Consider the following 23,158-nt stretch of genomic DNA (forward strand, 5'->3'; position numbering starts at 1 on the left):
GAGTTCGGCTTGGCGTCTTATGTTCTACCCGAACCATTAATCCGGTTAATCATATAAATTAAATCATCCCCAAAAAAATTCCCGGGGCCCGCCCGAACAAGTTCGGGCAGAGGCCACACGGGCGAATGGGGAACCTGTTATCGGCGGCAGCCCGGGGCTGGGGCTGCCGCCGGGACTATCAGCCCTGCATCTGCTCCAGCTCGCGCCCCTTGGTCTCGCGCACATATCTGGACACGAAGAAGATCGAGATAAACGCGCAGATGGCATAGATACCGTAACTGCCAGACAGCTGAATGCTGACCAGCAACACCGGGAACGACAGGGTAATGGCGAAGTTGGCCAACCACTGGGCCAGGCCCGATACCGCGAGGCCGGAACCGCGAATCTGATTGGGGAACATCTCTCCCAGCATGACCCACATCACCGGCCCCCAGGAGGCATTGAAGAAGACCACATAGGCATTGGCCGCCAGCAGGGCGATGGTACCCACGGAGTCCGACAGGCTGAGGGAGCCGCTTTCATCCAGCGTGGCCTGAGAGAAAGAAACGGCCATGATTGCCAGGGTCACCGCCATACCGACGGACCCGAACCACAGCAGCGGCTTGCGGCCGATCTTGTCCACCAGGATCAGCGCGGTAATGACCGCGGCAATACTCACCGCCCCGGAAACCACATTGATCAGCAGTGCATCACTTTCGGTAAAGCCCACCGACTGCCACAACACGGCGCCGTAATAGAACACTACATTGATGCCCACCAGCTGCTGGAAGACCGCCAGGCCGATACCCACCCACACGATGCTGCGCAACTTGCCGGTTTTTGTATCTTTCAGATCCGACAGGCTGGGGCGGTGGTCGTCGGCGAGCGACGCGCGGATGTCCTGCTCCTTGTCTGCCGCGGTGCGTTCGCCGAACAGGCGTTGCAATACTGCGCGCGCGGAGTCACCGCGGCCACTGGCCACCAGGAAGCGCGGGCTCTCGGGGATGAAGTACAGACCGATCAGAAAGATGGCAGCGGGCAACAACTCGATCCAGAACATCCAGCGCCAGGCCTCAAAACCCATCCAGAACTCGGTGGTGGAAGCGCCGGCAAATTTGGCGATGGCATAGTTACTGAGAAACGCCGCGGTAAGGCCGCTGATGATGGCCACCTGCTGCACCGTGGCCAGGCGCCCGCGATAGGCCGCCGGTGCCACTTCCGCGATATAGGCGGGCGTCATCACACTGGCGGCGCCCACGGCGAGACCGCCGAGAATGCGATAGAAGACAAACTCCAGAGAGCCAGTGGCAATACCGGAGCCCCAGGCGGAAACGATAAACATCAGCGCCGAAGCAATCAGCAGCGTCTTGCGGCCATATTTATCCGCCAGGGTACCGGCAAAGAAGGCGCCAATGGCACAGCCCAGCAACATCGAAGCCACATTGAAGCCGGTACCGGCGGAGTCGGAATTGAATGCGGTCTGCAGCCCCTCGACGGTGCCGTTGATCACGCCGCTGTCGAACCCGAACAGGAAGCCGCCGATGGTGGCCACACCGCTGATGGCGATGACCAGGCCGTGATTGGTTTCCGCGTGGAGGGATTCGGAGTCCGCAACTCCGGGGGCAGCGTCAATCGCCGCACCGCTGCTGACGGTGGTATTCATTCTGTTCTCTCACTCACTGTGGCCGCTTGGCGGCTCCGATTTATTATCAACCGGCTTCATTCACCGCCTGCTCTTTTTTACCGGAACGGGCGCGAGCCGGACAATCTCTTTTATACAATTAATCACACAATAATGTAAACGATTACAACCGTTTCACAAAGATTGGCGCCTGTAACATTATTCTTAAGGCTACCGCCTCTCATCCCGATGCGCCAGTGGATTCAGTGCAGGCAGCCACCGCACGTTACACGGGAGCCTGCCCGTAGACTAAGCTAGTGATCCAATAAAACACCGCGTCAGTAGCCAGTCATTACCTCCGATTACGTTCAATACGGAATGAATTACTGCAGAATCCCTCTAATGCTCACTCTTTGCCCCGAACCGTCAAAACCCTCACCGGAGAAAGCCCCATGAGCCTGAATCAGTCCAATGACCACAACCGCCGCCTTGTTCTGGCCTCCCGCCCCAAGGGCGCGCCGGGCGCGGACAACTTTCGCCTGGAACAGACCGACATCCCCGAGCCCGCCGAGGGCCAGGTGCTGCTGCGCACGGTGTTCCTGTCCCTGGACCCATATATGCGCGGCCGCATGAGTGATGCGCCCTCGTACGCGGAGCCGGTGGCGATCGACGATGTGATGGTGGGCGGCACCATCAATCGCGTGGTGGAATCCCGTCTCGACGGCTTTGCCGAGGGCGACTGGGTGCTCTCCTACGCCTGTGGCTGGCAGGATTACGCCCTGTCTGATGGCACTATGCTGATCAACCTGGGCAAAAACCCGGAACACCCCTCCCTGGCACTGGGCGTGCTCGGTATGCCGGGGTTCACCGCCTATATGGGCCTGCTGGATATCGGCGCCCCTAAAGAAGGTGAAACCGTGGCGGTTGCCGCGGCCACCGGCCCGGTGGGCGCGACTGTAGGGCAGATCGGCAAACTGAAAGGCTGCCGTGCGGTCGGTGTGGCCGGCGGCGCGGAGAAATGTCGTTTTGCAGTGGAAGAGCTGGGGTTTGATGCGTGTATTGATCACCATGCGTCCGATTTCGACCAGCAACTGGCCGCGGCCTGCCCGGACGGGATCGACGTTTACTATGAAAATGTCGGCGGCAAGGTGTTGGACGGCGTCCTACCGCTGCTGAACACCAACGCGCGCGTGCCAGTGTGCGGCCTGGTGTCCCAATACAACGCCACCAACCTGCCCGAAGGGCCCGACCGCCTCGGCCTGCTGATGGGAACCATTCTGACCAAGCGCCTGAAAGTGCAGGGCTTCATCATTTTTGATGACTACGGCCACCGCTACGACGAGTTTTACCAGCAGATGTCCAAGTGGTACGGGGAAGGTAAAATCAAATACCGCGAACAGATTGTCGACGGTCTGGAACAGGCCCCGGAAGCCTTCGCCGGGATGCTGGAAGGTAAGAACTTCGGCAAGCTGGTGGTGCGGGTCGGCGAAGACGAATGACCACGCTACCGGCGGCAAGCGTTTACAACAAGGCCTCCACGAAAAAGCCCCTCTGGTGAGGGGCTCATTGGGAACCGCGTGTTGATCAGGCAGCCACCGGCTCCGAAGTCACCGGTTGTGCATCTTCCTCCCGAACAAAGAACACCGAAACGGCGCCGCACACCATAAACACACCCGCCAGCATCAGGATGTAGATCGCCTGGTTGTCGAACACGCCCGCCAGAATCGGCCCCGCCACCAGCGCCGAGAGAATCTGCGGTGCGGCGATGGTGAAGTTGAAGATACCCATGTACACACCGGTCTTGCTCGCCGGCAGCGCATCGGAAAGGATCGAGTACGGCATCGCCAGAATCGCCGCCCAGGCAATACCCACACCGATCATCGGCAGCAACAGGCCGATGGCGCCACTGGGTACGGTCACCTCGGTAATTAACAGATTCACCTGGGTGGCCTCACCGCCCTGGAACAGGGAGAAGCTCATATAACCGAGCCCTCCCAACAACAGCGACAGCGCGTAGGTAGGCTTGCGCCCCAGCTTGCTGGCAACCCGCGCCAGCACCAGCGAGAAGAGCGCTGCGAACAGGGAATAAGCGGCGAAGATAATCCCCACCCAGTCACCGGCAGCCCCCTTGGCCGCCGCGATATGCGCCGGAATCTCACCCACACTCTCCAGATAATGGGAATCGAACCACTTCGCCTCTACCCCCCACACATGCTGGGTAATCGCCGGCGTGGTGTACACCCACATGATGAACAGGGAGAACCAGGAGAAGAACTGCACCACAGCCAACTGGCGCATGGTTTTCGGCATGGTCACCATCAACTTGAAAAAGCCGCCCAGGCGCTGTGGCAGGGATTTACGCTCCGCCAGCTCCTGCGCCAGAGCTGCTTCATCGATGCCCTTGTACGCGTTGTACTCTTCCGGCGGATATTCCCTGGTACGGAATACGGTCCACAGCACCGAGCCCAGCAGCACAGACGCGCCGATATAAAAGGCCCAGATCACAGACGGCGCCACTTCCCCCGCTTTTGAGGTGTTCTCCAGCCCAATCACATTGGTGAGGATAAACGGCAGCATGGAGCCCATTACCGCGCCGAGATTGATCAGCAGGGACTGTACCGCGTAACCCACCGTGCGCTGCTCTGACGGCACCATATCCGAGACCAGTGCGCGGAATGGCTGCATGGTGACGTTGAACGCCGCATCCATCAGTGCCAGCATCACCCCACCAAACAGAATCGGCGCAATAAACGCCACCGCAATACCCGCGTTGGGCATAAATGCCATACCCACCGCCGCCGCAATAGCACCAAACAGGATATAGGGGTTGCGACGGCCGAAGCGGCTCCAGGTGCGGTCGGAAGCGGACCCCACGATCGGCTGCACCAACAGCCCCATCAACGGTGCCACGATCCAGAACAGGGACAGGGAGTGCAGATCTGCCCCCAGGTCCGAGAGGATCCGGCTTGCATTGGCATTCTGCAGGGCAAAACCGAACTGCACCCCGAGAAAACCGAGGCTCACATTCCACACCTGCCAGAAGGGAAGCTTGGGCTGTTGTTTCATCGCATTAACCGCCTGATTATTGTTGAATCGTCCTGGTACACCGGCGTTTTACGGTGCGGCACTTTGGTTATGACGGCATTGTGTCAGCCGGGACTATACCGGCCATCCTCCCCGGCGGGGGTGGAGAACCAGGGAAGGAAGGCGCGGGCTGTAGCGTCATGAACCGTGATGAAACCGCGGTCACAGCTTCCGATCAGCATCAGAAAGCCCATATAAAGTGCGAATTAACGCACTTTAATCGTATTAAAACCATTTAAGTACAGAATATAGGACTTTGAGGAAACTTCTTGCAATATGCCCAAATTGGCACATAATCTGGTAAAACGTGCATTAAATCCCAAATAAAGCACCTTATGGATTACAGCCAGAAATCTCCCTCCGCCGTCGCCGAAGCGCTGGGCCAGCGCCTGAAGCAGGCGCGCCTGAACCGGGACCTCACTCAGATCGAGGTTGCGGAGCGCGCGGGTGTCAGCCGCAAAGCGGTGCTCAATGCAGAAAAGGGCAAAGCCCAGCTGGAGGTACTGGTGGCAATACTCCAGGCCCTCGACCTCACCACCCAACTGGACAACTTCCTGCCCCCGCAACCGCCCTCCCCCATCCAGCTCGCCAAACTCCAGGGCAAGCAACGCCAGCGGGCCTCCGGCCAGCGCAAACATCGTGACGGGGAAGACAGTCCAGAAGACAAGGATTCGCAGGAGGAGCCGGAATGGTAATGGAAGTCATCGAAGTGGATTACAAAGGTGAGGTCGCCGGCGCAGTCAGCTTTGACACCGATACCGGCCTCGGCGCGTTCGAGTACGATCCCGGTTTTATCGACAGCGGCATTGAACTCTCCCCTCTCAAAATGCCCCTGGCACAACGTATCTACAGCTTCCCGGAACTGCGCTTTGAAACCTTCCGCGGCCTGCCCGGCCTGATCGCCGACTCCCTCCCCGACGACTTCGGCAATGCGGTCTTGAACGCGTGGATGGCCTCCCAGGGCAAACATCCGGAAGAGATCACGCCGCTACAGCGACTGCAGTTCACCGGCAAGCGCGGCATGGGCGCACTGGAATACGCCCCCGCCACCCGCATCAAGAAGCTCAACGCCTCCCAGGACATCGCCATCGACGAACTCGTCAGCATCGCCCAGGAAGTCCTCGACAGCCGCGCCGGCTTCCGCATAGAACTGGACAAGGATGGCGAAGGCCGCTTAAAAGAGAGCCGCGAAGCCATGATCGCCCTGCTCTCCGTCGGCATGAGCGCCGGTGGCGCCCGCCCCAAGGCAGTACTCGCCTTCAATAAAGACTTCACCCACGTACGCTCCGGACAGGCCGACGTCCCGGAAGGCTTCACCCACTACCTGATGAAGTTCGACGGCGTCAGCGAGCACAACAAAAACCGGGAAACCTTCGGAGACCCCATGGGCTTCGGCGCCATGGAATACGTCTACCATGAAATGGCCACCCACTGCGGCATCGATATGATGCCCTGCCACCTGCTCGATGAAGGCAACCGCCGGCACTTTGTCACCGAACGCTTCGACCGCCGCGGCAACGACAAAATCCATATTCAGACTCTAAATGGCATCGCCCATGTAGACTACAAAGCCCCCGGCTCCTTCTCCTACGCAGAACTCTTCGGCATCGCCCGACAGCTGAAACTCACCGCCAAAGAAGCCGAACAACTGCTGCTGCGCATGGTGTTCAACATCGTCGCCCGCAACCACGACGACCACGCAAAAAACTTCGCCTTCCAGCTCAAAGAAAAAACCTGGCAACTGGCCCCCGCCTACGACCTCGCCTACAGCTACAAACCGGGTAGCAAATGGGTGAACAACCACTGGATGAGCCTGAACGGCAAGCGGGAGGACTTTACCCGCGAGGATATCTACAGCCTGGAAAAGATCAGCCCGCTGTTTAGCAAGCGAAAGATCGATAGCATTGTGGATAATGTCGTGGAACAGGTTTCAAAATGGCGAAACCTGGCGACAGAGTACGAGGTACCCGAGTCTCTGATTACGGAGATAGAAGGCAACCTGCGATTACAACTATAAAAGGCAACCGCCGCCAAAAGAAAAAGAGGAATATGCTTCCATATTTAGGCAGAATGGGTAGATATGGAAACTTACTTCCAGATATAGGCAGAATGTCTATATCTGGGGCTTTTGAATAAAACTGTTAAGTGAGTAAAGGAGTACCGATGAAGTCATTTATATTTAACCTGGCGGGTCTTCTAGGTTCTTGGCAGTTTATAGAGCTGTCCTCAAATGATTCACTCAATTCAGTTTTCGCCCCAATCATCTTTACTGGCTTTCTCATATCTAGCATTCTTTGGGTTATTGTGAAATTTGGTGTGAACCAACGTACCAATGGCGGAGTGTATTTTGGCGGCGATAGCGGCGGACATGGTGGTGGCGGAGACTGTGGAGGAGGGGGAGATGGTGGGTGCTAGCCCCCACTTAACAATCAGCGGCAGAGCGACAGCCAACGCTACGCACCTTTTGTGTTACTCGCTGGCGCTCAAACATTAACACAAAATATGCTCCGCGCTGGCTGCGCCTGCGCTGGGCGTTAGCCATCATAAGGAGAGTTGAGCATGAAAATAATAAAAATGCTGATGATTGCCACCATTGGCCTATCTCCACTTTCTCATTCAGAGGAAGACCGAGAGCCCTTAAGAACAATGTCAGATTGCTTGATAATGCATAATTGGAGTTCCTGGGGCATGTGGAGATTCGATGTGTATGCGCTGGCTAGTGAAAAAATATTGATCGGGGATAGTAATAACTATTTTCTAGTTACATCTAGTGAGCCCGGTTACAAGCATGTAGTTTCTGGGGAAACTGTTGCGCACTTCAAAGAAGCTGAATCGCTGAAAGAGTTGGGGGCAGAGTGTAAGGACAATTGCCCCGTAAATTATAAAAAGCGTACTGGCTGGTTTAAGCGTCGGTGCAGCTCTTTTCAGCCCTGAGCCAGGAAATGGCTAACAATCAGCGGCAGAGCGACAGCCAACGCTACGCACCTTTTGTGTTACTCGCTGGCTGCGCCTGCGCTGGGCGTTACATTTTATGAAGATAATACTTACAGCTCTCTTGTTCCTTGTGCCGATTAATTCGATGGCTACTATCTTCTTCGTGGAAGTTCGTCCTATTGAACTTAAGGAAATGAGAGATAATGAATACAAATTTACATTCGTTAATTTGGGTCCGCCGTGGGTGCAGAATAAAGACAATCCAAAAATCATAGATCTATTTATTAGTTATCGCCCATCATGTTTAGAGGATAATGCAATCAATTTTGGGTTGGTTTCTGAAAAATCAGAGCGAGAGGAAAACTATCAAAGCTCTATCGAGTTGCTAAAGAATCAAGTAGAAACCAATGAGGCATTTATATTTGGGCTCAATGCACGAAGTCTTGATGAGGATACATACATTACAAGTAACGTAAGAACGCACTATGGACACATGAGGCAGAAAAAAGTAGTTTGGGCCGTAGGAACCTACTACTCCCGTACCGAGTGTCTAAAAATGTAACCAAGCAATGCAGCCGACGTCTTACTTTTTGCACGGTCGCTGCGCTCCCATTATTTTGCAAAAAGCACACAAAGTAAGCCGCGGCTGATTGCGGCGTTAAGTGTCAATACATGATCAACTGGAATATTAAAAATTCAAAAGAAAAAAGGGAAAATTGGTTCTTCCCGAGCTTTGAGGTTCAGGAGTATTTATTGCCTGTTGTCAACGTTGGAGCCCCTATTTTTGATGAATATAGTGATACAACGTATGAACTGGATGACTGTATGAGGCTGCGAAATGTTATTGCATCGTTTATGGAGACACTGAGCCTTACCAATAAAAGCAAGATCAGATATGAAACAATCTATAAGGGATTAGAAAGTTTGGATAAGTCGTTGATCATTGAAACTCTGGAAAATTTAGATGCGGCCGCAAATCTGGCAATTAAAGACCGCACAGCACTGGTTTTTTACGGAGACTGATGGCCACGCACTTAACAATTCGTTCCAGGGGACGGCCAACGCTATGCACCTTTTGTGCGGGTCGCTACGCTCCCATTTTCGCACAAAAGTTACATAGCATTGTCCGCCCCTGAACTCAACGTTATGAGTGACTAATTATGGAGAATCTGCCAAGACGCATTCTGAAAATGGTAGAGATCTTACATAGAGATGGTTATAAAAATATTTACATCTACTCAGGAATGTCTCCAAGTGGAATGCACTGGAGATTTAGCATTGGAAGAATGAAATCTGGGTGTTGGCCACAAAATGATTACTTAGTTTTCAGCAGCATAAAAGATGAAGGTGTTGTTGAGTGGTCAGAAGACAACTCGTCTGCTGAAGTTCTTGCAAAGAATTTCGTAAGTTACTATGGTTTAAATTCTGACGACAAAGTCGCTTTTAATGCCAACTATCATATTTGGTACTCAGAGCTTTTGAAAATACTAAAAAATAATGAGTTACTAGTCTTCTACGCAGACTATGACGATCCCCATAGCTACCTTTTAAAGTATGCTCCTGGGTTCTGCGGGAAATCCTCATAACAAGCGACTGTGGTTCAACCTCAGTGTAAAAAATTCCTAGTGCGCCCAGGCTTGCCCTTCTCGAACCATTGCATTCAGGATGGTGAGGAGCTTCCTCATTGCGGCTGTCAGCGCCACTTTCTTGTGCTTTCCCTGACCTACTAGGTGTTTATAGAACCCGCCAATGACAGGATTGCACTGGGTTGCGCTCAATGTGGCCATATACAGAGTTGTGCGGACACTGTGGCGCCCTCCCAGTATCCGCCGCTTACCTTTGGTTTTACCGCTATCGCGGTTAATGGGAGCTAGGCCGGCTAACGCTGCTATCTCTTTGTTGTTGAGCGTTCCGAGCTCCGGCATCTCGCTTAGTAGCGTCCACACGAGTGCATTACCAACACCTGGTACGCTGTCTAGAAGTTGCTTTCGCTCGCTCCATGCCGGTTCATCATTTACTGCTTTGGCCAGTTTGTTCTCTGTCCATTCAATGTCTTTGTTGATTGCCTTTATCAGGCGGTTACAGGATCGAGCGACCTCTTCGCCGGAGACTTTTTCTCGATTACTTTCCTGCGTTCTCATATTAATTAACTGTCTTCTGCGTGTCACTGAGTCCTTGATTAACTGAAGATTTTTGCTTCTTTGTGCAGTCAACCGCGGTTGCATTACCGCGGAGAAGCGAGCAATTATTTTTGCATCAATCTTGTCTGTTTTAGCCAGCTGATCGGCAGCTTTGGCAAACTGGCGGACAAGGATTGGCCTGACGATTGCGACAGGCATGCCCATTTCAAATGCCAGAGATGCGAACGCCATTTCATAGCGGCCTGTCGCCTCCATGGTAATACGCTCGATACGATAACGCTTAAGGATCTTCAGCGCCTCACGGATACCAGCCTCATCATTCTCAACTGTAAAGTGTCTATCTCTTTCCCAGATGTGGATATCTAGCTGAAACTTACCTACATCTATACCGACGTTAACACCCGTGTTCTCATTATTGATTGTCATAATAGCCCTTACTTGCTAAATTCGGGCTCGGAGCCCATTCGACTGTTCGAGTTTAATTCGGGTCGGAAAGGCGTCCAGGCTTGTTAACGGTATCGAGTACCTGGCATGCATCGGACTGCCTTTCCGGTAACTGGTTGCAGCCAGATTACGGGCTCCAACTTATCTCTTTTCAGTCGCATGGAATAGCGGTTTACATGAATATTTAACCATACAAGCAGCGGCAGAGCGACAGCCAACGCTGAGCGTTACAAGTCTTAAGTATTGAGAAATGATTGAAATCGAATTCGACGAACCGAAAAGGGAAACATGTGACTGTTGTGGAAACACGAGCACACGATTAACGCGCTTCGTCCACCAAGATGGCGACGCCTTTTCGATCTATTACGTTCTATTTACTAAGGGGCACGATGAGAAAGCCGCTTATGTCCTTATCGGGTTGGGAAATTGGGACGAAGATGCTGAGCCAGAAACGCGCACGGCTTTTCCCATAAAAATCTGGGAAGATGGTGGTTCTTGGGCCGTAACGGTCATGAACAAATCTGAGTCGCCCTGGAAGAACGTTGAGTTCCTTGGAAAAATAATAGATCGCGAAGAGGCTTTACAGCATCCTTGGATTAAAGACGTCTATCATATAACCGACCATATAATGGCTGAGGATAAGCCAGTGAGAGAGTTCTTCGAATGATCCAACTTGTAATCGGGTAAGGGCGGGTTTCTAGCCCGCCCTCCCCACACCACCGTACATGCGGGTCCGCATACGGCGGTTCATTAAAACTATCCATTCGGATAGTGAAATTTCACCCATATTTCTTTTACCGAGACGAGCCCCAGCTTACTCAGGTACTCATTGCTGACTCCCTGATGGACTGCAAACGTCTTTGCCAGTCGATAAGGCCCTTTGGAGCTGAGCCCGATTGATATTGCGGGCCTCTCCGGAACACCCAGTTTGATGAGATTACGGATTCGCGTTCTAGGTTTGCGCCATTGTTTGAGAAAACACATGCGTAACCGTCTGCGTATCCACTCACCGTAGAGTGGTAAAGGACGGTAGTACTTGGCCAGGGCGAAGTAGTTGATCCAGCCGATCAGGAACTGGTTTAGTTCGCGTATCCGACGCTGTATGGATACCCCCCAAGAGCGGCCCGTCAGTTGACGCACCCGGTACTTGAAGTGTCGTATCGCTTTGTCACTCCAGCGGATCTGCTTTCCTTTGAAAGTAAATCCGAGGAACTCCAGCGCGCTGGTTTTGCGAACTGCGCTCTTTTCCTGATTGATCGGCAGCTGCAGCTTCCTTTCCAAGAAGCGGCTTACTTGCTGCTTTACCCTGCTCCCTCTGGAGGTGCTCGCTACGCAGATGACAAAGTCGTCTGCATAGCGGGCGAAAGGGAGTTCACGCCTCTCCAGGTATTTGTCCAGAGGATCAAGCATCACGTTGGCCAGGAGTGGAGATAGTGGGCCACCCTGCGGTACGCCGAGGGTGTTTGGTCGCACTTCCCCATCTACCTGTATTCCGGCTCTGAGGTATTTGCCAATCAGGGACAGGACACGCTTGTCCCTGACGTGTTTACCCAGTTGTGCCATCAGAAGGTCGTGATTTACCCGGTCGAAGAACTTGGACAGGTCAATATCTACAGCAACCTTCAGACCCCGCTTGATGCAGTGCTGAACCCGGCTGACTGCGCCGTGGGCGCGGCGTCCGGGGCGGAAGCCATAGCTGTGGTTTGAGAACGTTGGGTCTATGATCAGCGTCAGCACTTGGCTGATTGCCTGTTGGATCACGCGGTCGTGTACCGTGGGTATCCCAAGATGGCGTTCACCACCTGAGGGTTTAGGGATCACGACCCGTTTAACGGGCTGGGGTTGGTAATAACCCTCAACCAGGGCTCGGCGCAAAGCTGGCCAGCGTGACGTTACCCACTGGGGGTAGTCTTCGATGGAGATACCATCGACACCGGCGGCGCCTTTGTTCTTGCGTACTTGCTTCCATGCGGCACGCACGTTCTCTGGCGCCAGAATCTGCGCATACAGGTTACTCTCCAAAGCTGGGAACAAATCACTACCGCTATGGGACTGAACGTCGTTTGTCACAACCAATATTCCTCATAAGGCAGCAATGTCTCACTCTTTGTCTAATGTTTAGGCCTTCCCCATCGCCGGCCTCCTGCCGGTTCCGGGTACTATGCCCTCTGCTGACTTCTGCACCATCACCGAGCGGGTTACCCCACCCGGCGCTAGAATCGCTCCCAGCAAGCGGTACAGACCCCGAAACGTCGGACCGCCCCAGATAAGAACATGAACTGTCCCTGCACAACCGCCGCATTTACCCTATCCCTCGAGCCACTGGACTTTGTTATCTTGTGCTAACTCGTCCCCGGGACTGGGCCTTGTATGCGATTTCTGTTCGTCGGCTCACAGGTTTGCGCTCGGGCTTCCTCCAGACAACCTCTCACGAGGTTGCCCTTGCCGTCAGCTAGTAGTTATGATCAACGATATCCCGGTGATCTGGCTCTCCTACAGAGGACTTTCACCTCATTAGTTCATGCCCATGCTGGGCGTACACAATCGCGTCAATTAGGACGCTCGCAAGCTCGCGCCTATTACGCGTGCGTTATGCAATCAAGTAGCAACTTCACAAGGAGAATGTGATGCCAAAACTATACCAATACCTCGGAATTACTCTTTTCTTCTATAGCAATGAGCATGAACCGATTCACGTCCATGCAAAATATGAAGGAAAAGAAAGTAAAGCAGAAATTCATTTCTTTCACGGAAAAATCAGCAAGATTATCATAAAGGATAAAGGGCAAGGTTTAGATCCTAAGAAGAGAAAAGAGTTTGAAGAATTTGTCAACGTATATGCGGATGAAATCGTTGAAAAGTGGGTTTCATACTTCGTGAGAAAACAGCCTATTGCTCCCAAAGTAATCACGCAGAGAGTTAAAAATGTCAGAAATTTTGGTTGAGTCTGTCCGTCACCTAAAATCTCACATTCTTGAAATAACTTTCAATGATGGCCACAAACAAATTGTAGATTTTGCGCCATTCATATTTTCTGTGGGTCATCCAGACTATGAACAGTATAAGTCTGAAAAGAAATTTCTTGAGTATGAGATAGTGGATGGGAACTTAAATTGGGATGATTACACAATGATTTTCCCTGTAGAGGACCTCTACGCAAACAAAATACTCCGAAGTGCATAACAAACAGCGGCAGAGCGACAGCCAACGCTATGCACCTTTTGTGTTACTCGCTGGCGCTCAAACATTAACACAAAATGCGCTCCGCTCTGGCTGCGCCTGCGCTGAGCGTTATGCACTACAGCATGCATCGAGAAAACTATGAGTAATCGGCTTCCGCGAACACCAAAGTTTACGTATCCACCCGTAAACCATTGCATCTATTGTGGCAATGCAACGGACAAGCTTACTGATGAACACATCGTCCCGTTCGGCTTAAATGGAAACCTCGTGCTACCAAAATCAAGCTGTACGAAATGTGCAAAAAGCACTTCGAAGGTAGAGCTTCGTGTGCTTAGGGGATTCCTAGATCTAGGCCGTCGTGCTATGGGGGTTTCGTCTCGCCATAAAAAGCGTGAAAAACCATCGACGGCACCAGTGAAATTCATAGCGGGGCAGATACGTATAGATGGAGAAATGCCCATTGAGGGCGGTTTTCACACGATGCACTTCCCCATTTTTACAACGCCATTGGCGCTCGGAGGTAAGACAAAAGATAACAATCCAGCAGGTATAGATATTGCTGGTATCGACACACTTCACATCGGTGATGCAAGAGACAGGCTTCAAAAGCATCGAGCTACAGGTATCGAGATTCAATCAAAATTAGATATCTGGTCTTTCATTCGAATGTTGGCAAAAATAGCATATTCATACTATGTGGCCGAGAAGGGGGTTTTCCCCCTAGAGGAAAGTCCGGTTCTACCCATAGCAGTAAACGAGCATAATTATGCCAAGAAGTGGATCGGATGCTTAGAAGATCACCCGCTGACGAAACCTGGAAGTGAGGCGTTACACCTGCTGGATATAACTGATATCGAGGGAGAGGATAGCTCAGTTTGTTCGGTCGTCCGAATCAAACTGTTTTCGGTAACCTCCGGACCAACCTATTCAGTTGTAGTGAGAATACATGGCGGAAAATACGCATAACAATCGCAGGCACTGGGACAAAACTTCCGCTGCGCTACAATTTTTCCCGTGCTTCGGGCGTTACCAAAAAGGGAAGTTTTGTGACTCTAAATGACCTTACCGTAAATTTTAGTAGCATAGATAGAAAGAAGCTTCTCTCAGATTGGGAATGGCTAATAGGGAGCGATAAGCTACCTGTTCTGATTTCAGCGATTGGTGATGTATTTATCCAATCCTTGAACGATAATGTGGTTTATCATTTAAGTGTAGCAACAGGAAGTCTTAGGGAAGTAGCGAAATCTACAGAAGAATTTCGTGCTCTCCTTCAGAGCCGACATTTTGTAGAAAATGAATTCGCCCCAAAAATCGTTAATGGCATGAGAGAATCTGGGGTTCTCTTAGAGAAAGAACAAGTTTACAGCTTTAAAATTCTTCCTTGCCTTGGTGGTTATTTTTCATTAGATAACCTTCAAGCTACTAATGTAGAAGTTCATTTTTCAATCGCGGGTCAGATATATAATCAGCTTGAGGATTTACCTACAGGAGCTACGATAGATAGTATAAAGTTGAATCTTGAGGGCCGGAGGCCTTGGTGGAGGTTTTGGTAACAAATCGTTCCAGGGGACAGCCCACTTTATACACTATTTTGTGCAGTCGCTGCGCTCCTATTTTGCACAAAATGGCACCTAAAGTGGGTTGCCCCTGGACTCAGCGTTATGGAACTGAATAATCATTGTGGCGGAAAAAATGAAGTTTCTATCATTATTAATTTTATGTTTAGTTATTTCTGGTTGTTCTTCGCAGGGCTGGATGGAGAGAGAGCGTCGTGCGAACAGTCTAGAGAGCCAAGCGGAGCAAGCTAGAGAGCAAAATAACTACTACCGTGCTGAAGACCTCGATCGTCAGGCTCAAAAATCTAGAGAAAATGATGATTTTGATAAGGCCAATGCAGCAATAGGTGTGGTTCTTTTGGTTGGAAGCTGGATTGCCAATCTTTTTAAGTAGTTGAGGCAAGGTAAAGTGGGTGGTCGACCATACAACCGCAGGCAGTTTGCTCCGGTGAGCGCGGCGTTATTTGCGACGTGAAGTCGTATAAATTTCTGTTGCACACCCTGAAAAATTACAGGAGGTCATTTCTCAGAACGATGTAACCCGATGTTCTGCCATCGGTATCCTACCGGCACATGCGTGGAGAGTAATCTCCGGGCCTATTGCAGGATGCATCTTGGCGTCGTAAGGTGCAGGAGAGAATTGATAATGAGTCAAATCACCGGGTTCAGCCTGAGCCTTTGAGGGGCTTGAGCCGTATGCGAGGAAACCCGCAGTACGGTTCTTAGAGGGCTGGGAGTCGGTGACGGCTCCCTAGTCGGCGCAGAATCCAACCATCCAACTAAGGAGTTTGAAAAATGGAATTTAAGACAGGTAGATGTGGATGCGGTTCCTTAAAGTACTCCGCTGAAGGAGAGCCTATCAACTCTGTATTTTGCTATTGCAAAGAATGTCAAACCCATACTGGTTCAGATAAGTGGTTTGGAATTTGGTTTCCAAAAAACAGATTCAAAATCACAGATGGCGAGTTTTCTGTATATAGTCGAAAAGGCGATTCCGGAAAAGATCTGAATCACATATTCTGTAATAATTGTGGTGTAACGGTGTGCGTTGAAGTAACCGTAGGAAATTTCTATTCTATTGCGGTTTCGACCTTAGATGAAAATGAAAGTATAAACCCATCAATGGCACTTTATGCGGCATCGGCTCCCAGTTGGGCAGTATTTCCTGCGGGCCTGGCTAAGTTTGATACCTTGCCCCCAGGCATGGGTGAGTGACAGCCATACAAGCGCTGCAGGCCGACGTCTAACCTTACGCGCGGTCGCTTCGTTCCCATTATCACGCATAAAGCGCCCAAGGTTAGCCGTGGCTGAGCACAAGGAGTGAGCTATGACTGCGAATATAAAAGAAGTTGATGGAGTTAAAATTCAGCCAAAGTACTTGGCCAGATGCCACTGTGGCTTGGTCGAAATTGAGGTAGATTTGCCGCAAGGCCTAGTAGATGTTAGACGCTGTGATTGTTCTTTGTGTCGCAGACGAGGAGCAATTGCGGCTTCAGCACCTTTGGGTGGAATCAAGATTTTAAAAGGTGAAGATCACCTTAATTTGTACCAGTTCAATACAAATACTGCAAAACATTATTTTTGTAGTAATTGTGGGATCTATACGCATCACCAAAGAAGGTCAAAGCCAAATCAATTCGGTTTTAACGTGGCGTGTTTGGAAGACATAAATCCACTAAAAATAGACGGCATTCCCACAGAGGATGGTGTAAATCATCCAGCAGATCGAGGCTCTCCCACATAACCATTCGCTGCTGGGGACATGCTACAATATGCACCTAAACTCAGCGTTAACTGTCAGAGTTACTTCAAGTGATGTCACATTGGGACGGTTACGTTCAACTATGTAAACCTGGATTTTCAAGTTGCACATTTAGGGATGAGCTAATTACTATTTGTGACGGAAACGAGGATATTGCCTGGGTTGTGTTTCATCACAATCAAGAGCAGGCAATTAATTGGATGCAGCAACCTATCCCTGCGTTAAAAGGTGAGTTACCCGCGAACGTAGTAAAGATTAATGCAGATAAACTGAAAAATGTTCTCTTATCGTTTCCATCTTAGCCCCTCAGCTTGACCATACAAGGCAATGCAGCCGACATCTTACTTTTTACACGGTCTCTGCACTCCCATTATTGCGTAGAATACGCACAACATTGGCCACCCCTGTTGGCAGGGTATACTATGAAAATCGTAATACTTTTATCGGCAGTAATTGTTCTATTCAGCAAGAAGATACTTGCTTGTAGCGTCACGGGTCCAGAAATTATTCCACCTGATAGCCCTTTTGGGGAGTTTCAGTACGTTTACCCTGACCCGAGCAAGGCTAAATCAGAGGCGGTAAAAAATAGTAAAAACCTGGCAGTAGTTAAGCTGCATTCGGATTCAGTATCTGAGTCAGAAGATGGCTATAAAGTTGCTGTAGCTGTTTTAGAGCTACTTCACGGATGGGGCTTTCAATCTGGTCGGTACATGAAATTTACACGAGAAGAGACTTCTTGTGGTGAGCCAGAAAAAATAGAGGGTGGAGGCTGGTTTGTAGCATTAATTTGCCAGAAAGAGGTCTGTTCACTTATCCCCTACTCAGACGTTAAAGAAGAAATTGAAGAAAGAGGGAAACCAGATTACGTATACTCAGCAATTGGGGTATTACGGAACTAGCTTTCTCCGGTGAGAAGGAAAGAGAATGGCACTTAGCATCAATTCAGGAAATCTAAAATAATGAAGAAAACATCACTACTTATTATCCTCTTATGCCTATGCAGCTGTACATCAATGCCTATAACCACCATTGCCAAAATGAGCACTTTTGGTTGGGACGACTTTCAAGCTATTAGCTCTGACGAAGTAAAAGTAAAAATCGAGATTCCTGACGGTTTTGTGCTTGATTCAAAGAAAAGCTGGGTTGGAGTGAATATAAATTCTCCAGCAGGTTTTCATTACGGCGAATTCGGCTTGAAGGAGTTTGAACCCCCTTATTTTGAGGAGCAGAATAGTTTTTTAACTAGTAAAAAAGTTTCCATATACAGTCTTGAATTTGATGAGTCTTGGTTTCAAGTAATAACTGCAATTTCTTCACGCAGCGAGCAAATCGTCTCGCTGCCCCATAAATAATTCATTTGGTGACTTGCCGCCTCGACTTTCTCTCGGCCTGCTGTTCAACCGATTCATAACAAAGTGAACCTGATCGTCCGTCACCTTGTTGAAGTCCGTTCCTTTTGGAAAATACTGCCGAATAAGACCGTTGGTGTTTTCATTGATCCCCCGCTCCCAAGAGGCGTAGGGGTGCGCGAAATAAATATCCGCGCCCAGCCCTCTGGCTATAACCTCATGTCCGGAGAACTCAAGCCCGTTGTCGAAGGTTATCGTTTTAATCTTGTCCTTCAGGTGAGCCATGTGAGCAACAGCTGCATCGGCCAGCAAGTCTGCTCGTTTACCCGTCAGTCGCACAATGACTGTAAACAATGTCTTGCGCTCAACCATCGTCAGCAATGCTCCGCTGCGTCCCTTGCCAATGACAGTATCACCTTCCCAGTCTCCAATCCGACTCATCTGATCAACAACAACTGGACGTTCTTCTATACTCACCCTGTTTTTGATCTTTCCCCGCCGGTCGTAGCTGCCATAGCGTTTACGATATGGCTTGGACGCTATCCGCAGATGTGTATACAAATCCCCACCGCTGGCTTGATCTGCATAAATTATCTGGTAAATCGTTTCATGGTGTAGCGAAACACCTGTGTGCCTCTCCAAGTAGATCGCAGTCTGCTGCGGGCTTAAATCTTGCATGGTTAGCAGCTCAATCTGACGCTGCACCTCGTCGGTCACTTTCCGCGCCTTATGGGCCTCTCGTCGCCGGACATCTGATAGCTTATGGGCTTGACCAGGGCGATACCCTCGCAGCCCCGTATTTCTCCGCAGTTCTCGACTGATCGTCGATGGATGCCTTTCCAGCAGCTCCGCTATTTCTGCTTGTGAGTGTCCGGCTTTTCTCAGGCTGTAAATCTGGTATCGTTCGTTCTCGGTCAGCTGGTAGTAGCTCATCAGTGCTTTTCTCTTGGTCGGGAGAGGCGCCGACTCTACCAGCTGGCCTCTCTCTTACCAATTGCACTTATTATCCGAAACCGCGAGTCTTCAAAGTCTGAATTCAAACAGTTACAGAATTTTTTGCTTAAGAATAAATCTGACGATATAGCAATCAAGGTGGTTCCAAAATTACGCAGTTACCCGACTATGGCAGAGAATTTAAAAGTTTCAATCGACATACAGCTTTCATCTGCAGACGGTTATTTTACACTTGTTGACAGGGCCGAGCTATCATTAGATAAGTTGCGAGCGAAGAAAGAAAATTAATCGGGTAAAGGCGGATTTCTAGCCCACCTTTTCCCATACCACCGCACATTCGGATCCGCACAGGGCATTGCAACGAAATGGTGAAGCTTGATCCATCCATCACGCACAACGTGTATAACCCCCTGTTTTTCAGGTAAACATTGGATAATGCCTGATTGATCCTCGGTTTTTTGCACTGCTCCATGGGCCTTTACTGGTGATGTCGCAGGTCACCGTTGCTTCGATCTGTACACTACCGCCGCTATAGATGCTATTCCGCCCTGCAGATCTCCACTGGGAAGATTTCTTTCAACCAAGACTATCAGAATCAGGAAAAACTATGGAATTTGTTCTGGTACCGGGCGCCTGGGCGGGCGATTGGATATGGAGTGAGGTTTCTGAGAATCTAGAAAGGACAGGTTACAAAACACATCTACTTACTCTTTCCGGCCTTGAAGAAAACTCACAGGGATCAACTGATCTCAACACTCACGTCGAGGACGTTGAATCCTACATCAGGATGCACGACCTCAAAGATGTAGCGCTTGTCGGTCACAGTTACTCTGGAATTGTTGTAGGCCAGGTGGCTAGCCGGGGGAAGGTATCTGTTAGCCATACGATTTTTATCGAGGCGTTTCTTCCTGTCTCTGGTCAGTCACTGCTAGAGGTATCTGGCCTCCCAATCGAGGAGGAGAAAAAAGCAATAGACAGTAATCAGGGAATGTGGCCAGCACCTACCGCCGAAGAACTGGAATCACAACCACATTTGAACCAGGCTCAAAAAGCTTTGCTTGTATCAAAACAAAGGCCGCACCCTGGTAATACTGTTACTGATCGAGCCGAGCTTGAAACACCTCTGAGCGAAATTTCAGCGACTTTTATTGCGCATGAGGGTTGGTTGTCGTCTTCACGGGAGCACGACCTGGTGGATCAACTGAGACGATCCTCCACGTGGCAGTTCCGTACAATAAACGGCGGACACTGGCCCATGCTGACTATTCCACAAGAGCTTGTGGAAAAAATTCTTTCTGGTATCCCTTGAATTGCAGCGGTTATCTCGTACCAGAGAAGAATATAATTTGGTGGGTACAGGTTTTACTTTAGTAACTTACCCAGTTTTCTTACCTAAAAATATCGTATGCCGCGCACCCTTCCCCGGGCGTTCGCGCACGGTCATGACATCGACCTGAAAACCCGCCTTCTTCAGGCGGCCGACGTACATGGTGTCCGGCCCCGCCGACCAAACTGCCAGCACACCACCCGGCGCAAGACAGTTATAGATGCTACTGGTACCTTCCACAGAATACAGCCAATTATTATCACTGTGGGTCAGCCCTTCGGGGCCGTTGTCCACATCCAGCAATACGGCATCGTAGTCACCGTTGCCCTTCACCAGCAGATCACCCACATCGCCGATATGGATCGAGACCCGGCTGTCGTCCAGCGGCCGGCCGGCACATTCGCCCAGCGGGCCCCGGTTCCACTCCACCACTTCGGGAATCAGATCGGCAACGATAACCTCGGCGTTGGACGGCACAGCCTCCAGCGCTGAAGCCAGGGTGTAACCCATACCCATACCGCCCACGACAACACGGGCATTCTGGTGATTTTTCAGATGCGCGCAGCCGAGCACCGATAGCTGCTGCTCGCTGTTGAACCTGCGACTGTTCATCAGTTCGCCACGCGGCCCGGACAGGGAAATTGAGAACTCCTGGTCGCGCTGGCGTAGCTTTAGTGTGCCGCCATTGTTGGGAATCTGGGCGGTACCGAGTTCGATCCAGGGTTTCATGGTGTTGGCTCGCTGTGGGTCTATGGGCATAGGGCGAGCAATGTACCATACGTTGGTTGGCGGCGCCGATGACGCTAGAATGCCCCCTACCCGCAAACGCACCGAGTGAATTATGAATCGCAGGAAGAAAGTCAATCAGATCCTGAAGAAGAGAGCCAAGAAAGCCAACGACAAGCTCAACTCCAAGGCCAAACCGCGCTATGTATCCAAGGCCGAGCGTGCGAAGCTAGAGCAGAGATCTGGCGAACAGAAGTAGACTCCTCGGACTTCGGCGCTTTTCTTTTACAGGTGGTATCGGGGTATTATACTTATCGAGCCAGTTTATCAGGCTCGAATCTCGACTTCACAGGATTAGACAAAGCTTTGCACGGAAATTAGGATGATTGAACATATCAATGGATGGATAGATGAAACCAATAAGGAATTTTTAGAAGCACGCATTTGCTGCGCCCGCTTTAAAAATGCATTCCATGGTTTTTACTCTGCTGCGTTCTTGGAAAATTCTTTTTTTGTTGTTACCGATGAGATACCGAAACCCGACTTTCCCGAACTGAGAGCCATTGGTTTTGGTGACTTCATCGACATGCCAGTTAGAGGTATTAGCTACAAGAACACCTATTATATTGCGCGGGGGGAAGAGGCAGATTTTCAGCTGCACTTCCACGAGCTGGTTCACGTAGCACAGTGGGAACATCTGGGTGCGCTTAACTTTATCCGTCGCTATATGAAAGAGATTCAAGATTTTGGTTACGATAAATCTCCGCTTGAGACCATGGCATATGGCCTGGACAGGCACTATGCAGCTGGCCGAGAAAAGATTAATGTTCAATCATTTGTTACAAATAATATCTAATAAAAGTGGCACTGAAATCCATCAACTCGATCAATCAGCATCTTTATCCCTGTCACTGAGCGGTTATCGGAAACCATGCCATGATGAATCGAAATACCCCTTGCGTCCAGCGCCGGGCCAGTGACTCACCTGACAATCCGGAGCTGGTTTTCTATACGTCGAACACGACAGTGAATGGGGTAGTTAAGTAGATCTTCCAAGCCCGTCGTATTGCTCAACAGCGTTTTTACGGTTGCCTTCTCTTCACCTTGCAGGCCGTGGTAAAAATCATGGCAGCGTTGCCACATCCACTGCATATACGGAAAGGTCAGACGGCTGCCGCTGACACTTTCAATGGTGAAGCTGACCTTGCCAATTGCCCGGGGGATTTCCACCTCCGGGTTCTCCCCTACCCACGTCCCCACCTGATCCATGGTCTGCTTGAGCACCGGGCCCTGCTCGCTCAGCATGCGCTGCAGGATGGGGTATAACGTTTCGGGCACTGCATCATTTGCCAGGAAATCACCGGCAGGAAAGTGACTGGATAGCGGTGCCGGTTCGATCATGCGTTTGACCCAGGCAACCACATTGGGGGCGCATTCCTGCATAAGGCGGCCGGAATACGGGTCGCGGTACAAATGCGCATACAGCGGGCCGATCAGGCCGAAGTCCCCCATGCAGGGCCTGTCTCCCAGCAGGAAGTTATGCTCGGCAAAGTGTCGATCCAGGTCGGCCAACAGGTTGAGATAACTCTTCTCGATGGCAGGCACCAGTTCATCCACCACCCCCAATCTGGGCAGTGCGCCGGCAAAGGGTTTGGCGTTGTGATGGCCGATGGCGAGCTGCTCTTCCCTGTTGGCTTCCGGCGCTGCGGTGCGGCCGAATTCGGCAATGGCGAACTCCCGGTTTTCCGGTTTGTTCCAGCGATAGTGCATGGCGGGTATTACCAGCCATTCATCGCCATAGGTTTCCAGCAGCAGGGAGACCAGGTTCTGTTTTGGGGTGCCGGGGTAGACGCTGGCCTCGGGATAACGTTTTTCCAGGAAGTCGATAATCTCCGTGGTGTCCTGGATGGCCTGGTCATCTTCGGTAATAAAGATGGGGATATAGCGCACGCCGGTGCGGGGAATGATTACATCGCAGAATACCGATTGGGATGCGACCACTTCCTCAAACGGAATATCTTTGTATTTCAGATAGCAGCGGAGCTTGCCGGTGTAGAGCGACACTTCTGCGCCGATCAGCTGATTGGTAGTCATGGTT

General features: G+C 50.8%; 28 protein-coding genes. 21 read left to right on the forward strand and 7 right to left on the reverse strand.

What is annotated here, in order from left to right; all coding sequences use genetic code 11:
• Positions 1-178 precede the first annotated feature (178 nt).
• Complete coding sequence (locus LPW13_RS12815) at positions 179-1,642, reverse strand: sugar porter family MFS transporter (protein ID WP_230435936.1); 1,464 nt, start codon at positions 1,640-1,642, stop codon at positions 179-181.
• A 410-nt stretch (positions 1,643-2,052) separates the two neighbouring features.
• Here LPW13_RS12815 and LPW13_RS12820 point away from each other — a divergent pair, with 410 nt between their 5' ends.
• Positions 2,053-3,099 (forward strand): NADP-dependent oxidoreductase, encoded by a 1,047-nt coding sequence (locus tag LPW13_RS12820; protein ID WP_230435938.1) that lies wholly within the window; start codon positions 2,053-2,055, stop codon positions 3,097-3,099.
• An 85-nt stretch (positions 3,100-3,184) separates the two neighbouring features.
• Here LPW13_RS12820 and LPW13_RS12825 read toward each other — a convergent pair whose 3' ends face one another.
• Positions 3,185-4,666, reverse strand: a complete 1,482-nt coding sequence (locus LPW13_RS12825) for an MFS transporter (protein ID WP_230435940.1) — start codon at positions 4,664-4,666, stop codon at positions 3,185-3,187.
• 353 nt (positions 4,667-5,019) lie between these two features.
• Between LPW13_RS12825 and LPW13_RS12830 the strand changes: the two genes are divergently transcribed.
• The 7 genes from LPW13_RS12830 (at position 5,020) to LPW13_RS12860 (ending at position 9,204) form a co-directional block, all read left to right on the forward strand.
• Complete coding sequence (locus LPW13_RS12830; protein ID WP_230435941.1) at positions 5,020-5,379, forward strand: helix-turn-helix transcriptional regulator; 360 nt, start codon at positions 5,020-5,022, stop codon at positions 5,377-5,379.
• Entirely contained in the window at positions 5,379-6,701 is a 1,323-nt protein-coding gene (locus LPW13_RS12835) for a type II toxin-antitoxin system HipA family toxin (protein WP_230435943.1), read from the forward strand. The genes LPW13_RS12830 and LPW13_RS12835 overlap by 1 nt, the downstream gene beginning before the upstream one ends.
• Before the next feature lie 146 nt (positions 6,702-6,847).
• Entirely contained in the window at positions 6,848-7,099 is a 252-nt protein-coding gene (locus tag LPW13_RS12840; protein ID WP_230435945.1) for a hypothetical protein, read from the forward strand.
• A 144-nt stretch (positions 7,100-7,243) separates the two neighbouring features.
• Positions 7,244-7,618, forward strand: coding sequence for a hypothetical protein (locus tag LPW13_RS12845; RefSeq protein WP_230435947.1), 375 nt, complete (start codon positions 7,244-7,246; stop codon positions 7,616-7,618).
• A gap of 97 nt (positions 7,619-7,715) precedes the next feature.
• Positions 7,716-8,180, forward strand: coding sequence for a hypothetical protein (locus LPW13_RS12850; protein WP_230435948.1), 465 nt, complete (start codon positions 7,716-7,718; stop codon positions 8,178-8,180).
• Positions 8,181-8,290: 110 nt separating this feature from the next.
• Positions 8,291-8,641 (forward strand): hypothetical protein, encoded by a 351-nt coding sequence (locus LPW13_RS12855; RefSeq protein ID WP_230435950.1) that lies wholly within the window; start codon positions 8,291-8,293, stop codon positions 8,639-8,641.
• Positions 8,642-8,778: 137 nt separating this feature from the next.
• Positions 8,779-9,204, forward strand: coding sequence for a hypothetical protein (locus LPW13_RS12860; protein WP_230435951.1), 426 nt, complete (start codon positions 8,779-8,781; stop codon positions 9,202-9,204).
• Between the two features lie 36 nt (positions 9,205-9,240).
• On the opposite strand, the gene LPW13_RS12865 is transcribed toward LPW13_RS12860, so the two are convergent.
• Positions 9,241-10,185: an IS110 family RNA-guided transposase gene (locus LPW13_RS12865; RefSeq protein WP_230435953.1), complete on the reverse strand. Its 945-nt coding sequence runs from the start codon at positions 10,183-10,185 to the stop codon at positions 9,241-9,243.
• 268 nt (positions 10,186-10,453) lie between these two features.
• On the opposite strand from LPW13_RS12865, the gene LPW13_RS12870 reads away from it, so the two are divergent.
• A complete protein-coding gene (locus LPW13_RS12870) occupies positions 10,454-10,870 on the forward strand; it encodes a hypothetical protein (protein WP_230435954.1) in 417 nt (138 codons plus the stop codon).
• A gap of 89 nt (positions 10,871-10,959) precedes the next feature.
• Here LPW13_RS12870 and ltrA read toward each other — a convergent pair whose 3' ends face one another.
• Positions 10,960-12,273 (reverse strand): group II intron reverse transcriptase/maturase, encoded by a 1,314-nt coding sequence (gene ltrA, locus LPW13_RS12875; protein WP_230435956.1) that lies wholly within the window; start codon positions 12,271-12,273, stop codon positions 10,960-10,962.
• A 557-nt stretch (positions 12,274-12,830) separates the two neighbouring features.
• Here ltrA and LPW13_RS12880 point away from each other — a divergent pair.
• From LPW13_RS12880 to LPW13_RS12915, 9 genes are all read left to right on the forward strand, one after another.
• Positions 12,831-13,148: a DUF4160 domain-containing protein gene (locus tag LPW13_RS12880; protein ID WP_043319732.1), complete on the forward strand. Its 318-nt coding sequence runs from the start codon at positions 12,831-12,833 to the stop codon at positions 13,146-13,148.
• Positions 13,129-13,386, forward strand: a complete 258-nt coding sequence (locus LPW13_RS18275) for a DUF2442 domain-containing protein (RefSeq protein WP_377564260.1) — start codon at positions 13,129-13,131, stop codon at positions 13,384-13,386. The genes LPW13_RS12880 and LPW13_RS18275 overlap by 20 nt, the downstream gene beginning before the upstream one ends.
• Before the next feature lie 414 nt (positions 13,387-13,800).
• On the forward strand, positions 13,801-14,352 hold the full coding sequence (locus LPW13_RS12885) for a hypothetical protein (RefSeq protein WP_230435958.1): 552 nt from the start codon (positions 13,801-13,803) through the stop codon (positions 14,350-14,352).
• 80 nt (positions 14,353-14,432) lie between these two features.
• Positions 14,433-14,939, forward strand: coding sequence for a T6SS immunity protein Tdi1 domain-containing protein (locus LPW13_RS12890; RefSeq protein WP_230435960.1), 507 nt, complete (start codon positions 14,433-14,435; stop codon positions 14,937-14,939).
• A 127-nt stretch (positions 14,940-15,066) separates the two neighbouring features.
• On the forward strand, positions 15,067-15,336 hold the full coding sequence (locus LPW13_RS12895) for an outer membrane protein assembly factor BamD (protein WP_230435961.1): 270 nt from the start codon (positions 15,067-15,069) through the stop codon (positions 15,334-15,336).
• A 401-nt stretch (positions 15,337-15,737) separates the two neighbouring features.
• The gene (locus LPW13_RS12900) at positions 15,738-16,157 is read left to right on the forward strand and encodes a GFA family protein (RefSeq protein WP_230435963.1); all 420 of its coding nucleotides are present in this window, start codon (positions 15,738-15,740) and stop codon (positions 16,155-16,157) included.
• Between the two features lie 112 nt (positions 16,158-16,269).
• Complete coding sequence (locus tag LPW13_RS12905) at positions 16,270-16,686, forward strand: GFA family protein (protein ID WP_230435965.1); 417 nt, start codon at positions 16,270-16,272, stop codon at positions 16,684-16,686.
• Between the two features lie 440 nt (positions 16,687-17,126).
• Positions 17,127-17,603, forward strand: a complete 477-nt coding sequence (locus LPW13_RS12910) for a hypothetical protein (RefSeq protein WP_230435967.1) — start codon at positions 17,127-17,129, stop codon at positions 17,601-17,603.
• A gap of 114 nt (positions 17,604-17,717) precedes the next feature.
• Entirely contained in the window at positions 17,718-18,056 is a 339-nt protein-coding gene (locus LPW13_RS12915) for a hypothetical protein (protein WP_230435969.1), read from the forward strand.
• Here the strand turns inward: LPW13_RS12915 and LPW13_RS12920 are convergent.
• Complete coding sequence (locus LPW13_RS12920) at positions 18,018-18,986, reverse strand: IS30 family transposase (RefSeq protein ID WP_230435866.1); 969 nt, start codon at positions 18,984-18,986, stop codon at positions 18,018-18,020. The genes LPW13_RS12915 and LPW13_RS12920 overlap by 39 nt on opposite strands.
• A gap of 628 nt (positions 18,987-19,614) precedes the next feature.
• Here LPW13_RS12920 and LPW13_RS12925 point away from each other — a divergent pair.
• On the forward strand, positions 19,615-20,316 hold the full coding sequence (locus LPW13_RS12925; RefSeq protein WP_230435971.1) for an alpha/beta hydrolase: 702 nt from the start codon (positions 19,615-19,617) through the stop codon (positions 20,314-20,316).
• Positions 20,317-20,382: 66 nt separating this feature from the next.
• Here the strand turns inward: LPW13_RS12925 and LPW13_RS12930 are convergent, their stop codons facing one another.
• Positions 20,383-21,063 (reverse strand): spermidine synthase, encoded by a 681-nt coding sequence (locus LPW13_RS12930; RefSeq protein ID WP_230435973.1) that lies wholly within the window; start codon positions 21,061-21,063, stop codon positions 20,383-20,385.
• A 112-nt stretch (positions 21,064-21,175) separates the two neighbouring features.
• Between LPW13_RS12930 and LPW13_RS12935 the strand changes: the two genes are divergently transcribed.
• Positions 21,176-21,319 (forward strand): DUF2986 domain-containing protein, encoded by a 144-nt coding sequence (locus LPW13_RS12935; RefSeq protein WP_230435974.1) that lies wholly within the window; start codon positions 21,176-21,178, stop codon positions 21,317-21,319.
• A gap of 123 nt (positions 21,320-21,442) precedes the next feature.
• The gene (locus LPW13_RS12940; RefSeq protein WP_230435975.1) at positions 21,443-21,916 is read left to right on the forward strand and encodes a hypothetical protein; all 474 of its coding nucleotides are present in this window, start codon (positions 21,443-21,445) and stop codon (positions 21,914-21,916) included.
• A gap of 125 nt (positions 21,917-22,041) precedes the next feature.
• Here the strand turns inward: LPW13_RS12940 and LPW13_RS12945 are convergent, their stop codons facing one another.
• Positions 22,042-23,154: a glutathione S-transferase family protein gene (locus tag LPW13_RS12945; RefSeq protein WP_230435976.1), complete on the reverse strand. Its 1,113-nt coding sequence runs from the start codon at positions 23,152-23,154 to the stop codon at positions 22,042-22,044.
• Positions 23,155-23,158: the final 4 nt, after the last annotated feature.

Origin of the sequence: Microbulbifer celer, assembly GCF_020991125.1 — a bacterium.
GTDB classification, from domain to species: Bacteria; Pseudomonadota; Gammaproteobacteria; order Pseudomonadales; family Cellvibrionaceae; genus Microbulbifer; species Microbulbifer celer.